The organism is Bacteroides cellulosilyticus DSM 14838 (assembly GCF_000158035.1).
GTDB classification, from domain to species: domain Bacteria; phylum Bacteroidota; class Bacteroidia; order Bacteroidales; family Bacteroidaceae; genus Bacteroides; species Bacteroides cellulosilyticus.
This window is the reverse complement of the sequence record NZ_EQ973490.1, coordinates 2,090,041-2,102,848: the sequence shown is the minus strand read 5'-3', so window position 1 is coordinate 2,102,848 and position 12,808 is coordinate 2,090,041. Positions and strand designations below refer to the sequence as shown.

The 12,808-nt window shown below is 39.5% G+C and carries 23 protein-coding genes; all 23 read right to left on the bottom strand.

Annotation, left to right across the window (positions count from 1 at the left end; translation table 11 throughout):
• Position 1: 1 nt before the first annotated feature.
• Complete coding sequence (secY, locus tag BACCELL_RS12100; RefSeq protein WP_007212085.1) at positions 2 to 1,342, bottom strand: preprotein translocase subunit SecY; 1,341 nt, start codon at positions 1,340 to 1,342, stop codon at positions 2 to 4.
• Positions 1,343 to 1,346: 4 nt separating this feature from the next.
• Positions 1,347 to 1,793, bottom strand: a complete 447-nt coding sequence (gene rplO / locus BACCELL_RS12095; protein WP_007212084.1) for a 50S ribosomal protein L15 — start codon at positions 1,791 to 1,793, stop codon at positions 1,347 to 1,349.
• Between the two features lie 30 nt (positions 1,794 to 1,823).
• On the bottom strand, positions 1,824 to 2,000 hold the full coding sequence (gene rpmD, locus BACCELL_RS12090) for a 50S ribosomal protein L30 (RefSeq protein WP_005929058.1): 177 nt from the start codon (positions 1,998 to 2,000) through the stop codon (positions 1,824 to 1,826).
• A 10-nt stretch (positions 2,001 to 2,010) separates the two neighbouring features.
• The gene (rpsE, locus tag BACCELL_RS12085) at positions 2,011 to 2,526 is read right to left on the bottom strand and encodes a 30S ribosomal protein S5 (RefSeq protein ID WP_007212082.1); all 516 of its coding nucleotides are present in this window, start codon (positions 2,524 to 2,526) and stop codon (positions 2,011 to 2,013) included.
• A gap of 5 nt (positions 2,527 to 2,531) precedes the next feature.
• Positions 2,532 to 2,876: a 50S ribosomal protein L18 gene (rplR, locus tag BACCELL_RS12080; protein WP_007212081.1), complete on the bottom strand. Its 345-nt coding sequence runs from the start codon at positions 2,874 to 2,876 to the stop codon at positions 2,532 to 2,534.
• A gap of 21 nt (positions 2,877 to 2,897) precedes the next feature.
• Positions 2,898 to 3,467, bottom strand: coding sequence for a 50S ribosomal protein L6 (gene rplF / locus BACCELL_RS12075; protein WP_007212080.1), 570 nt, complete (start codon positions 3,465 to 3,467; stop codon positions 2,898 to 2,900).
• 15 nt (positions 3,468 to 3,482) lie between these two features.
• Positions 3,483 to 3,878 (bottom strand): 30S ribosomal protein S8, encoded by a 396-nt coding sequence (gene rpsH, locus BACCELL_RS12070; protein ID WP_004291226.1) that lies wholly within the window; start codon positions 3,876 to 3,878, stop codon positions 3,483 to 3,485.
• A gap of 53 nt (positions 3,879 to 3,931) precedes the next feature.
• Positions 3,932 to 4,231 carry a 30S ribosomal protein S14 gene (rpsN, locus tag BACCELL_RS12065; RefSeq protein WP_007212079.1) on the bottom strand — a complete coding sequence of 100 codons (300 nt, stop codon included), beginning with the start codon at positions 4,229 to 4,231 and terminating at the stop codon, positions 3,932 to 3,934.
• 4 nt (positions 4,232 to 4,235) lie between these two features.
• Positions 4,236 to 4,793 (bottom strand): 50S ribosomal protein L5, encoded by a 558-nt coding sequence (rplE, locus tag BACCELL_RS12060; protein ID WP_007212078.1) that lies wholly within the window; start codon positions 4,791 to 4,793, stop codon positions 4,236 to 4,238.
• Entirely contained in the window at positions 4,793 to 5,125 is a 333-nt protein-coding gene (gene rplX / locus BACCELL_RS12055) for a 50S ribosomal protein L24 (protein ID WP_007212077.1), read from the bottom strand. Before rplX ends, rplE begins: the two co-directional genes overlap by 1 nt.
• Before the next feature lie 20 nt (positions 5,126 to 5,145).
• Complete coding sequence (gene rplN / locus BACCELL_RS12050) at positions 5,146 to 5,511, bottom strand: 50S ribosomal protein L14 (RefSeq protein WP_007212076.1); 366 nt, start codon at positions 5,509 to 5,511, stop codon at positions 5,146 to 5,148.
• Between the two features lie 2 nt (positions 5,512 to 5,513).
• On the bottom strand, positions 5,514 to 5,783 hold the full coding sequence (rpsQ, locus tag BACCELL_RS12045) for a 30S ribosomal protein S17 (RefSeq protein ID WP_007212075.1): 270 nt from the start codon (positions 5,781 to 5,783) through the stop codon (positions 5,514 to 5,516).
• Positions 5,780 to 5,977, bottom strand: coding sequence for a 50S ribosomal protein L29 (gene rpmC / locus BACCELL_RS12040; protein WP_007212074.1), 198 nt, complete (start codon positions 5,975 to 5,977; stop codon positions 5,780 to 5,782). The genes rpsQ and rpmC overlap by 4 nt, the downstream gene beginning before the upstream one ends.
• A gap of 5 nt (positions 5,978 to 5,982) precedes the next feature.
• Entirely contained in the window at positions 5,983 to 6,417 is a 435-nt protein-coding gene (gene rplP, locus BACCELL_RS12035; protein WP_007212073.1) for a 50S ribosomal protein L16, read from the bottom strand.
• A gap of 23 nt (positions 6,418 to 6,440) precedes the next feature.
• Positions 6,441 to 7,172, bottom strand: a complete 732-nt coding sequence (gene rpsC, locus BACCELL_RS12030) for a 30S ribosomal protein S3 (RefSeq protein WP_007212072.1) — start codon at positions 7,170 to 7,172, stop codon at positions 6,441 to 6,443.
• Between the two features lie 5 nt (positions 7,173 to 7,177).
• Complete coding sequence (gene rplV / locus BACCELL_RS12025) at positions 7,178 to 7,588, bottom strand: 50S ribosomal protein L22 (protein WP_004291236.1); 411 nt, start codon at positions 7,586 to 7,588, stop codon at positions 7,178 to 7,180.
• Between the two features lie 34 nt (positions 7,589 to 7,622).
• Entirely contained in the window at positions 7,623 to 7,892 is a 270-nt protein-coding gene (gene rpsS, locus BACCELL_RS12020; RefSeq protein ID WP_007212071.1) for a 30S ribosomal protein S19, read from the bottom strand.
• Between the two features lie 20 nt (positions 7,893 to 7,912).
• The gene (gene rplB / locus BACCELL_RS12015) at positions 7,913 to 8,737 is read right to left on the bottom strand and encodes a 50S ribosomal protein L2 (protein ID WP_007212070.1); all 825 of its coding nucleotides are present in this window, start codon (positions 8,735 to 8,737) and stop codon (positions 7,913 to 7,915) included.
• A gap of 5 nt (positions 8,738 to 8,742) precedes the next feature.
• On the bottom strand, positions 8,743 to 9,036 hold the full coding sequence (rplW, locus tag BACCELL_RS12010) for a 50S ribosomal protein L23 (RefSeq protein ID WP_007212069.1): 294 nt from the start codon (positions 9,034 to 9,036) through the stop codon (positions 8,743 to 8,745).
• Positions 9,037 to 9,052: 16 nt separating this feature from the next.
• Positions 9,053 to 9,679 (bottom strand): 50S ribosomal protein L4, encoded by a 627-nt coding sequence (rplD, locus tag BACCELL_RS12005; RefSeq protein WP_007212068.1) that lies wholly within the window; start codon positions 9,677 to 9,679, stop codon positions 9,053 to 9,055.
• On the bottom strand, positions 9,679 to 10,296 hold the full coding sequence (gene rplC, locus BACCELL_RS12000; protein ID WP_007212067.1) for a 50S ribosomal protein L3: 618 nt from the start codon (positions 10,294 to 10,296) through the stop codon (positions 9,679 to 9,681). Before rplC ends, rplD begins: the two co-directional genes overlap by 1 nt.
• 19 nt (positions 10,297 to 10,315) lie before the next feature.
• Positions 10,316 to 10,621 (bottom strand): 30S ribosomal protein S10, encoded by a 306-nt coding sequence (rpsJ, locus tag BACCELL_RS11995; protein ID WP_002558075.1) that lies wholly within the window; start codon positions 10,619 to 10,621, stop codon positions 10,316 to 10,318.
• 83 nt (positions 10,622 to 10,704) lie between these two features.
• Positions 10,705 to 12,808: elongation factor G (gene fusA / locus BACCELL_RS11990; protein ID WP_007212066.1), on the bottom strand; the 2,104-nt coding region annotated here is incomplete at its 5' end.

Here is a 12,808-nt window from a genome sequence, read left to right as displayed (position 1 = left end):
ATTAATATGCAGCTACATTACTACGTCCTTTAATACGACCAGATTTCAACAGACCGTCATAATGTCTCATCAACAAGTGACTTTCAATCTGCTGGAGTGTATCAAGAACCACACCTACAAGAATTAACAAAGATGTACCGCCGAAGAATTGAGCAAATTCAGCTTTCACACCAAAAATACCGGCAAACGCTGGCATAATAGCTACCAAAGCCAAGAAGAAAGAGCCAGGCAATGTTATACGAGACATAATATCATCGATATATTCGGCTGTCTTCTTTCCCGGCTTGATACCCGGAATGAAACCATTATTCCTCTTCATATCCTCAGCCATCTGAGTTGGGTTAATCGTAATTGCAGTATAAAAATACGTAAACAGTATAATCATTATTGCAAATACGAAATTATACCAGAAGCTTGTATGATCAGTAAATGCACGTACAAAACCGCTCACATGATCTACATTTGAAAAACCAATAAAGGTGATAGGGATAAACATAATTGCCTGAGCAAAGATGATAGGCATTACACCAGCTGCATTCACTTTCAAAGGAATGTATTGTCTTGCACCACCATATTGTTTGTTACCTACAATTCTTTTAGCATATTGTACAGGAATTTTTCTTGTACCTTGCACCAACAAAATTGCAGCAGCAATTACCAGCAACAGGAATACGATTTCAATTAAGAACATAACCAAACCACCCGTCTTATCAGTCATACGGGAAATTAATTCCTGGAATAAAGACTGAGGCAAACGGGCAATAATACCGATTAAGATGATAAATGAAATACCATTACCGATACCCTTATCAGTGATTCTCTCACCAAGCCACAAAATAAACATACTACCAGCTGCCAAGATAATGGTAGAGGTAATCATGAACAGAGTCCAATCTAATGAAGCATTTAAGGAAGGACCGGCCTGCATTTTAAGATTGAGCAAATAAGAAGGAGCCTGAACCAACAAAATAATAATCGTCAAATAACGAGTATACTGGTTCATTTTTCTTCTACCACTCTCACCTTCACGTTGAAGTTTCTGGAAATACGGAACCGCAATCCCCAACAACTGAATAACGATTGAAGCAGAGATATAAGGCATAATTCCTAATGCAAAAATAGATGCATTAGAGAATGCTCCTCCCGAAAACATGTTTAATAAGGCTAAGAGGCCCTCGCTTGTTTGTTGATGCAATTGTGTCAGCATAGCCGGATTAATACCAGGCAGTACGACGTACGAACCAAAACGGTAGATTGCCACAAACAATATGGTAATGAGGATCCGTTGTCTCAGATCCTCAATTTTCCATATATTCTTTAATGTTTCAATAGCTTTTCTCATCGAATTAGAGTTTTACTACACTTCCACCAGCAGCTTCAATGGCAGCAACAGCAGTCTTAGAGAATGCATGAGCTTGCACATCCAACTTTGTAGTCAAAGTTCCATTACCTAATACCTTCACCAACTGATTTGAAGAAATAAAACCAGCAGCGATAAAGTCATTAATTCCAACTGATTCCAACTTCTTAGCTTCAGCAAGTTTCTGAATTGTATCCAAGTTGATAGCCTTATATTCTACACGATTAATGTTCTTAAAACCGAATTTAGGAACACGACGTTGAAGAGGCATCTGACCACCTTCAAAACCGATCTTCTTAGAATAACCAGATCTTGATTTAGCTCCCTTATGACCTCTGGTAGAAGTACCTCCCAAGCCAGAACCTGGACCGCGTCCAATTCTTTTTCTTGTTTTAGTAGATCCTTCTGCAGGTTTTAAATTACTTAAGTTCATATTGTAATTCGTTTTATATTCAACAAATAATTACTTAACAATGGTAACCAAGTGTTTAACCTTATCCACCATTCCAAGAATTGAAGGAGTACACTCGTGTTCAACCACACGATTCAACTTACGAAGTCCCAGTGCATCGAGAGTTCTTTTCTGATCAGCCGGAGCACCAATTCTACTTTTAACTTGTTTAATCTTTATAGTCGACATATATTCCTCCTTATCCTCTAAATACTTTTTCAATACTAATTCCTCTGTTTTGAGCAACCATACGTGCGTCACGCATTTCACCCAACGCCAGGATAGTAGCCTTCACCAAGTTGTGTGGATTAGAAGATCCTTTTGACTTAGCCAAAACGTCCGTAATACCAACACTTTCAAGTACTGCACGCATTGCACCACCGGCAACTACACCTGTACCATGAGAAGCAGGCTTGATGAATACTTCCGCGCCACCAAACTTAGCGGACTGTTCGTGAGGAACAGTACCCTTCAGTACAGGTACTTTCGTCAGATTCTTCTTAGCTGATTCAACACCTTTAGCGATAGCTGCGGTAACTTCACCAGCTTTACCAAGACCCCAACCGATGATGCCTTCTTCGTTACCTACAACAACAATTGCAGAGAAACTAAAAGTTCTACCACCTTTGGTTACTTTGGTTACACGATTAATAGCAACCAAACGGTCTTTCAGTTCTATATCGTTTGTAATCTTAACTCTATTATTAATTGCCATAATGATTAAAATTTAAGTCCACCGTTACGAGCAGCATCAGCTACTTCTTTTACTCTCCCATGATACAAGTAACCATTACGGTCGAAAACAACAGTAGTAATACCTGCTTCCTGAGCTTTTTTAGCGATCAACTCTCCAACCTTTGCAGCTTGTTCTTTCTTCGGCAACTTCTCTGTTATACCCAAAGAAGAAGAAGCAGCCAAAGTCTTACCACTCAAATCATCGATAAGTTGGACGTAGATTTGCTTATTACTTCTAAATACACTCATACGCGGACGTTCAGCAGTACCTGAAATTTTATTGCGTACTCTATATTTGATTTTTATTCGTCTTTCTATTTTTGTTGTCATAATATTCTTATTTTATGTAAATTACTTAGCGCCGGCAGATTTACCAGACTTTCTACGAATTTCTTCACCAACAAACTTAACACCTTTACCTTTATACGGTTCGGGCTTACGGAAAGAACGTATCTTAGAGCAAACTTGACCCAGCAATTGTTTATCGCAAGACTCTAAAATAATAAGAGGATTCTTATTTCTTTCAGATTTTGTCTCTACCTTAACTTCAGGAGGCAGCTGTATGAAGATACTATGCGTATAACCCAAAGACAACTCAATAATATTGCCTTGATTAGAAGCACGATAACCCACACCTACAAGTTCCAATTCTTTTTTATATCCTTCAGATACACCAACAACCATGTTGTGAACTAAAGAGCGGTACAAACCATGAAATGCATGCTTTTGTTTGGAATTATCCAACATTGCATTTTCATTCTCACTCAAAGTCACATGACCATCTTCGATGGCAACATTGATAGCAGGATCTACATATTGGCTAAGTTCGCCTTTGGGTCCCTTCACGGTAACCACATTTTCTTTCAGAGTAACTGTTACTCCAGCGGGAATACTAATGGGTAATTTTCCTATTCTTGACATTGCTAATTCCTCCTATTAATATACATAACACAAAACTTCACCACCAATTTTCAGTTCAGCGGCTTCTTTGTTGGTCATTACACCTTTGGAAGTAGATATTATAGCAATACCCAAACCATTAATAACTCGCGGCATGTCCTTGTAACCGGTATACTGACGCAAACCTGGAGAAGAGATTCTTTCCAATTTCTTAATCGCGTTTACTTTGTTAACCGGATCATACTTCAAGGCAACCTTAATTGTACCTTGAGGACCATCTTCTACAAACTTATAATTAAGAATGTAGCCTTTCTCAAAAAGAATCTTAGTGATTTCTTTTTTCAAATTTGAAGCGGGAACTTCTACAACTCTGTGCTTTGCTTGAATAGCGTTCCGCAACCTCGTCAAATAATCTGCTATTGGATCAGTCATATAATAAAAAATTAAATTAATCAGGCCTACCCTGACAATATTTAAAACAAAAATTACCAGCTTGCTTTCTTAATACCGGGAATAAGACCGTTAGAAGCCATCTCACGGAATTGAATTCTAGAGATACCGAATTGACGGATATATCCTTTAGGACGACCAGTCAACTTACAACGGTTGTGCATACGAATCGGATTAGAATTTTTAGGCAGTTCCTGCAATTTCTGTGCAGCTTCAAAAGCTTCAGCAGGATCACCTGTTCTAACAATTTGCTTCAATGCAGCTCTCTTCTCGGCATATTTGGCTACTAATTTAGCACGTCTTACTTCACGTGCCTTCATTGATTCCTTTGCCATATTATCAATCTTTTTTAGCGTTTTTAAACGGTAAACCGAATTCTTTCAACAAGGCATAACCTTCTTCATCTGTTTGTGCAGAGGTTACAAAGGTAATATTCATTCCGAGAATTCTGGTAATACTATCGATATTAATTTCAGGGAAAATGATTTGTTCCTGAATACCAAGAGTATAGTTACCCTTTCCATCAAACTTACTTTCAATACCCTTGAAGTCACGGATACGGGGAAGAGCTACACGAACCAATTTCTCAAGAAATTCGTACATTCTCTCACGACGCAAAGTTACCATAACACCAATCGGCATTTTCTTACGCAACTTAAAGTTAGCGATATCTTTACGAGAAATGGTTGCAACAGCTTTCTGACCTGTGATAGCAGTCATTTCATTAATTGCCACTTCGATAATCTTCTTATCAGCAACAGCCATACCCAAACCCTGATTGATAACAATCTTCTTAAGTACGGGTACCTGCATCGAAGAAGTATACTGGAACTGTGATTTCAATGCAGGCGCAATACGCTCTACATATTCTTTCTTAAGGCTTGCAGTATTACTCATTACTTAATCTCCTCTCCTGATTTTTTAGAAACACGTACAATAGTCTTCTTACCGTTTTCACCAATAGTTACTTTACGACTGATACGCGTAGCTTTACCCGTCTTAGGATCTACGGGATTCAAGTTAGACAAATGGATAGAAGCTTCCTGCTTCACAATACCACCCTGAGGGTTCTTTGCATTAGGCTTAGTGCTCTTGGACACCATGTTGACACCTTCAACAATTGCACGATTTTTATCAACAAGAACCTTCAACACACGACCAGTTTTGCCTTTGTCTTCACCAGCATTTACGTAAACTGTATCGCCTTTTTTAATATGTAATTTACTCATTACTTAAATCTTTTACAAAATTAAAGTACTTCAGGAGCGAGTGACACAACTTTCATGTTGGTAGCACGAAGTTCACGAGCTACCGGACCGAAAATACGACTACCTCTAATCTCGCCTGCATTGTTCAACAATACGCAAGCATTATCATCAAAACGTATATAAGAACCATCGGGACGACGGATTTCTTTCTTAGTACGTACGATCAAAGCTTTAGACACTGCACCTTTTTTAATATCACTTGAAGGAATGACGCTCTTTACAGAAACAACAATCACGTCCCCCACTGAAGCATAACGACGACCCGTACCGCCCAAAACGCGAATACAGAGAGCCTCTTTTGCTCCACTGTTATCACATACTGTAATTCTGGATTCTACTTGTATCATAATTACTTAGCTCTTTCAATTATTTCTACCAATCTCCATCTTTTAGTCTTGCTCAAAGGACGAGTCTCCATAATAAGTACAGTATCACCGATATTGCACTCATTTTTTTCATCATGAGCATGGTACTTCTTAGTCTTGCTAACGAACTTACCATATATGGGGTGTTTCTCTTTAAACTTAGCTGCTACTGTAATGGTCTTCTCCATTTTATTGCTCAGCACAACCCCAGTTCTTTCTTTTCTTAAATTTCTTGCTTCCATCAAGCTCATCATTTATTGTTAAGTTCTCTTTGGCGTAATTCAGTTTTCATACGCGCAATAGTCCTGCGTAATTGTTTGATCTGAGCAGGATTGTCCAAAGGAGAAATAGAATGATTTAAAACCATTTGATTATAGTTTGTCACTTCTGCCTCTACTCTTTCTACCAAATCATTGGTAGGTATTTCTTTTATTTCTGCTATTTTCATATCCCTTACGCATTTTGATTTTGAATATCATAATCACGTCTTACAACAAACTTAGTTGTAATAGGAAGCTTCTGTGCAGCTAAGCGCAAAGCTTCTTTTGCGATTTCATAAGATACCCCTTCGGCTTCGATAATAATTCTTCCCGGAGTAACAGGGGCAACAAAGCCCTCTGGAGCACCTTTACCTTTACCCATACGTACATCAGCAGGTTTTCTGGTAATAGGCTTATCCGGGAAAATACGAATCCAAATTTGTCCTTGACGTTGCATATATCTTGTCACTGCAATACGAGCAGCTTCGATCTGACGGCCTGTAATCCATTTTGTTTCCAAAGCCTTAATTCCAAAAGAACCGAAAGCCAACTGATTACCTCTCTGGGCAATACCTTTTTGACGGCCTTTTTGTTGTCTTCTGAATTTTGTCTTTTTCGGTTGTAACATAATTCCTAAAAATTCAAATTCGTTTAGCGATTATTTTTCTTTCTTTTGAAGTTCTTTCCGCCATTGTTTCCGCTATTGCTTCCACGACCGCTTTCTTTGCTTTGCGTAAAGTTTGGAGCTAATTCTCTCTTACCGAAAACTTCACCTCTACAGATCCAAACTTTAATACCGAGAAGACCAACCTTAGTCAATGCTTCTGCATGACAGTAGTCGATATCTGCTCTGAAAGTGTGCAACGGAGTTCTTCCTTCCTTATACATTTCAGAACGAGCCATTTCAGCTCCATTCAAACGTCCTGAAATCTGAATTTTGATACCTTCAGCACCCATACGCATTGTATTAGCGATAGCCATTTTTATGGCACGGCGATAGGCAATCTTTCCCTCTACCTGACGAGCGATATTGTTTGCAACTATAACAGCATCCAACTCAGGTCTTTTCACTTCGAAGATATTGATCTGAATATCCTTATCGGTAACCTTCTTCAACTCTTCTTTCAACTTATCAACTTCTTGGCCACCTTTACCGATAATAATACCCGGACGTGCAGTACAAACGGTAATAGTCACGAGTTTCAGTGTACGTTCAATTACGATTCTTGAAACACTGGCTTTTGCAAGTCTAGCGTTCAAATATTTACGAATCTTGCTATCTTCCAGCAGAGAATCGCCGTAATTATTTCCACCATACCAATTGGAATCCCATCCTCTGATGATTCCTAAACGGTTGCTTATTGGATTAACTTTTTGTCCCATTTACCTTAATTTTGATCTTCGTTATTACTTTTAGAACCAACGAACAACGTTACGTGATTTGAACGCTTACGAATTCTGTAACCTCTACCCTGCGGAGCCGGTCTCATTCTTTTGAGTGTAGCACCACCATCAACAAAAATCTTCGTTACAAATAATTCGCCACTTTCAGCTTTACGTTCGTTTTTCTGCTCCCAGTTAGCAATTGCAGAGCGCAGTAATTTCTCAACTCTGGCAGCTGCTTCTTTTGAAGAAAACTTCAAAACGCCAAGTGCTCTATTCACTTCCATCCCGCGAATCATGTCAGCCACGAGACGCATTTTGCGAGGGGAAGTAGGAACATTCTGCAACTTTGCAAAATACATGGTCTTAAGGGCTTCTTTTCTTTTTTCAGCCGATATTTTTTTTCTTGCTCCCATTATATTTATACTTTATTATTTCAGATAAATCCTGTTATTTTTTCTTATTACCAGCGTGTCCTCTGAAAGTACGAGTTGGAGCAAATTCGCCCAACTTGTGCCCTACCATATTTTCGGTAACGTATACAGGAATAAATTTATTTCCGTTATGAACTGCAACTGTATGGCCTACGAAATCAGGCGAAATCATTGAAGCTCTGGCCCAAGTCTTAACAACAATTTTCTTGCCTGATTCATTCATAGCAAGAACTTTCTTCTCAAGCTTAACGTTAATATACGGACCTTTTTTTAATGAACGACTCATAGTTTACTCAATTAATCAGATTACTTCTTTCTTCTCTCAATAATATACTTAGACGATTGTTTCTTCGGAGCTCTAGTCTTAAGTCCCTTAGCGTACAATCCCTTACGAGATCTTGGGTGTCCTCCTGAAGCACGTCCTTCACCACCACCCATTGGATGATCAACCGGGTTCATCACAACACCACGGTTACGTGGGCGACGGCCCATCCAACGAGAACGTCCAGCTTTACCTGAACTTTCCAATCCATGATCTGAATTACCAACACTACCGATAGTAGCTTTACAAGTGCTAAGTATTTGTCTAACCTCACCTGAAGGCAACTTGATAACACAATATTTACCTTCTCTTGAAGTTAGCTGAGCAAAATTACCAGCCGAACGAACCAAAGCAGCGCCCTGACCCGGACGTAATTCAATGTTATGAATTACAGTACCAACTGGAATATTCTGAAGAGGAAGTGCATTACCAATTTCCGGAGCTGCATTTTCACCTGACATCAAAGTCGCACCTACTTGCAATCCATTGGGAGCAATTATATATCTTTTTTCTCCATCTGCATAAAACAACAAAGCAATACGAGCCGAACGATTCGGGTCATATTCTATTGTTTTAACCACTGCAGGCACACCGTCCTTATTTCTCTTGAAATCTACAATTCTGATAATCTTCTTATGACCACCACCGATGTAGCGCATAGTCATCTTACCTTCGCTGTTACGACCACCTGAAGACTTCTTGCCATAAACAAGAGATTTTTCTGGTACCCGCGCAGTAATTTCCTCAAAGGTACCAATAATTTTATGTCTTTGCCCCGGTGTTGTGGGCTTAAATTTACGTACTGCCATTTCTTTTAAATATTGCTATAAAAATCAATAGTATCTCCTTCTTTCAACGTAACGATTGCTTTTTTATAAGCACTCGTACGACCATTGATGATACCAGCTTTTGTATAACGGCTTTTATTTTTGCCTGCATACTTAACCGTATTCACATCAACTACCGTAACGTTATATAAGGCTTCAACTTCACTCTTAATTTCCAGTTTGTTAGCATCAGGACGCACAATAAAGCCGAAACGGTTGTTCGCCTTATCAGTAATTGCTGTCATTTTCTCTGTTACTAACGGTTTAATAATAATTCCCATTATTTAAGCCTCCTTTTTACATTAAGATATTGTCAATAGCCGAAAGAGCGCTTTCAGTAAACACAACAACCCCAGCATTCAATACTCTGTAAGTATTTAATCCTGAGACTGTCTGTACATTTGCACTTTCCACATTACGAGCCGACAAATATACGTTTTTATTTGCTTCTGGTAAAATTACAAGCAGCTTTTTGTCAGAAACTTTAAGTTTTTTTGTCATAGCAACAAAATCTTTCGTTTTCGGAGCTTCAAAATTAAAGTCTTCTACAATAACAACTGCATTGTTCTGAGCTTTATATGCCAAAGCTGACTTACGAGCTAATGTCTTTACTTTTTTATTCAACTTGAAATAGTAATCTCTAGGTTTAGGACCGAAAGCACGAGCACCACCAACAAGTACCGGTGAATTCATATCACCACGACGTGCACCACCACCGCCTTTCTGACGACCGATTTTACGAGTAGAACCACTTATCTCACTTCTTTCTTTTGATTTGTGTGTACCCTGACGCTGATTAGCCATAAATTGTTTTACGTCTAAATAGATAGCATGGTCGTTGGGCTCAATTCCGAAGATAGACTCGTTTAACGTAATCTTTCTCCCAGTGTCTTCACCTTTAATGTTATATACGTTAACTTCCATTATTTTTCAATTATTACGATTGAACCTTTGCAACCGGGAACAGAACCCTTAATCAAAAGGAGGTTGTGATCCGGAAGAACCTTTAATACCTGTAAGTTTTGAACAGTCACTCTGTCGCCGCCAAGTTGACCACCCATACGCATTCCTTTGAATACTTTTGCAGGGTATGAACAGGCACCGATAGAACCCGGCTTACGAGCACGGTTGTGTTGACCGTGCGTAGCCTGACCTACACCACCAAAACCATGTCTTTTAACTACACCTTGAAAACCCTTACCTTTAGAAGTTCCGATAACATCAACGAACGTTACATCATTGAACAATTCTACGGTAACAGTATCACCCAGATTTAACTCTGTTTCAAATTCTTTGAACTCAGCCAAGTGTTTCTTGGGAGTTACTCCAGCCTTCTTAAAGTGACCCATCAACGGTTTAGTCGTATGCTTCTCCTTCTTATCCTGGAAGCCCAACTGAACAGCTGCATAGCCATCTTTTTCGACACTCTTAACTTGAGTAACAACACAAGGACCTGCTTCGATAACAGTGCATGGTACATTCTTACCCTCGGCACTGAAAACGGATGTCATTCCGATTTTTTTTCCTAATAATCCTGGCATTTCACTTAAAATTTAAATACTAAACTTTGATTTCTACTTCCACACCACTCGGTAACTCCAACTTCATCAGAGCATCTACAGTCTTAGCTGTTGAGCTATAGATGTCGATCAATCTCTTATAAGAAGAGAGTTCAAATTGTTCACGTGACTTCTTATTAACGAAAGTCGAACGGTTCACGGTAAAAATACGCTTATGCGTAGGGAGAGGAATCGGACCGCTAACGATAGCACCCGTTGCCTTCACCGTTCTTACAATCTTCTCAGCTGATTTGTCAACCAAGTTGTGGTCGTAAGATTTCAATTTAATTCTAATTTTCTGACTCATTAGTTTGATTAATTATTAATATTATAATAAGATAAAATTCCGTAGGCTAAGAGTCATTCGCTAGCCTACGGACTTTAACATTTTTAGATCAAATCAACACGCCCTTTGACCTCTTCCAACACTGCCTTAGCAATAGAGTTAGAAACTTGAGCATGATGAGAATAAACCATTGATGAAGTAGCTCGACCAGAAGTGATTGTACGTAACGCTGTTACATAACCAAACATTTCTGCCAACGGAACCATTGCCTTCACGATACGAGCACCTGAACGACTGGATTCCATACCTTCAACCTGACCACGGCGCTTATTCAAGTCACCGATTACATCACCCATGTTTTCTTCCGGAGTTACAACTTCCAGTTTCATAATAGGCTCCATAAGTACAGGACCTGCCTTAGCACAGGCACTTTTATATGCCTGGATAGCACAGATTTCGAATGATAACTGATCAGAGTCAACAGGGTGGAAAGAACCATCAAGCAAAGTAACCTTCAGTGAATCCAAAGGATAACCAGCCAACACACCATTCTTCATTGCAGTAGTAAAGCCTTTCTGAACAGACGGAATAAATTCTTTAGGAATATTACCACCTTTTACTTCATCTATAAACTGCAAGCCGCCTTGAGTAAAGTCTTCATCTACAGGGCCAATATTTACGATAATATCCGCAAATTTACCACGTCCACCAGATTGTTTCTTATAAACTTCACGCAAATTAACTGTCTTCGTGATAGCCTCCTTGTAATTTACCTGAGGTTTACCCTGATTACATTCTACTTTAAACTCACGTTTCAGACGGTCAATAATGATATCCAAGTGAAGCTCACCCATACCAGAGATAACAGTCTGACCTGTTTGTTCGTCAGTCTTCACAGTAAACGTCGGATCTTCTTCAGCCAATTTAGCCAAACCGTTAGACAGTTTGTCCATATCCTTCTGAGTCTTCGGTTCTACAGCAATACCAATAACCGGTTCCGGGAAATCCATAGACTCCAATACAATCGGGGCATTTTCATCACACAATGTATCACCTGTATGAATATCCTTAAATCCAACACCTGCACCAATATCACCAGCACCGATTACTTCAACCGGATTCTGTTTGTTTGAGTGCATCTGGAACAGACGAGATACACGTTCTTTTTTACCAGAACGAGAATTATAGATATAAGAACCTGCTTCAATCTTACCAGAGTAAACACGGAAGAATGTCAAACGACCTACATACGGGTCAGTAGCAATCTTAAATGCCAATGCAGAAGTCTTTTCATCATCGCTGGGCTTACGATCTTCCTCAGCACCTGTCTCAGGATTTGTTCCAACTACATTTTCAGTATCCAATGGAGAAGGCAAGAATGCGCAAACATAGTCAAGCAGTGTCTGTACACCTTTATTCTTGAATGAAGAACCACACAACATCGGAACTACAGCCATCTGTACAGTAGCATTACGAAGAGCTCTCAGCACTTCTTCTTCTGTAATAGTAGAAGGATCATCGAAATATTTCTCCATCAAAGCATCGTCAAACTCTGCCACCTTTTCGAGCATCTTATCTCTCCATTCGTTAGCTTCGTCAACTAGATTAGCAGGGATTTCCTCTACAGTGTAGTCAGCGCCCATAGTTTCGTCATGCCAATAGATAGCTTTCATCTTGATAAGGTCAACCAGACCTTTGAAAGACTCTTCAGCACCTATAGGAATAACAATTGGGCAAGGATTAGCGCCCAAAACGGCTTTCATCTGGCGAACGACCTCAAAAAAGTCAGCACCAGAACGGTCCATTTTGTTCACATAAGCAATACGCGGCACATTGTACTTATCAGCCTGACGCCATACAGTCTCAGACTGCGGTTCAACACCACCCACTGCACAATATGCAGCAACAGCACCATCCAAAATACGCAAAGAGCGCTCTACTTCAGCAGTGAAGTCAACGTGTCCCGGAGTATCAATCAAGTTGATTTTATAAGTATCACCTGCATATTTCCAACGAGTTGTAGTAGCAGCAGAAGTAATGGTAATACCACGTTCCTGTTCCTGCGCCATCCAGTCCATTGTAGCAGCACCATCATGTACTTCTCCAATTTTGTGAGTCAAACCCGTATAAAACAGGATACGTTCAGAGGTTGTTGTTTTTCCGGCATCAATGTGAGCCATGATACCAATATTACGCGTCAAATGTAAA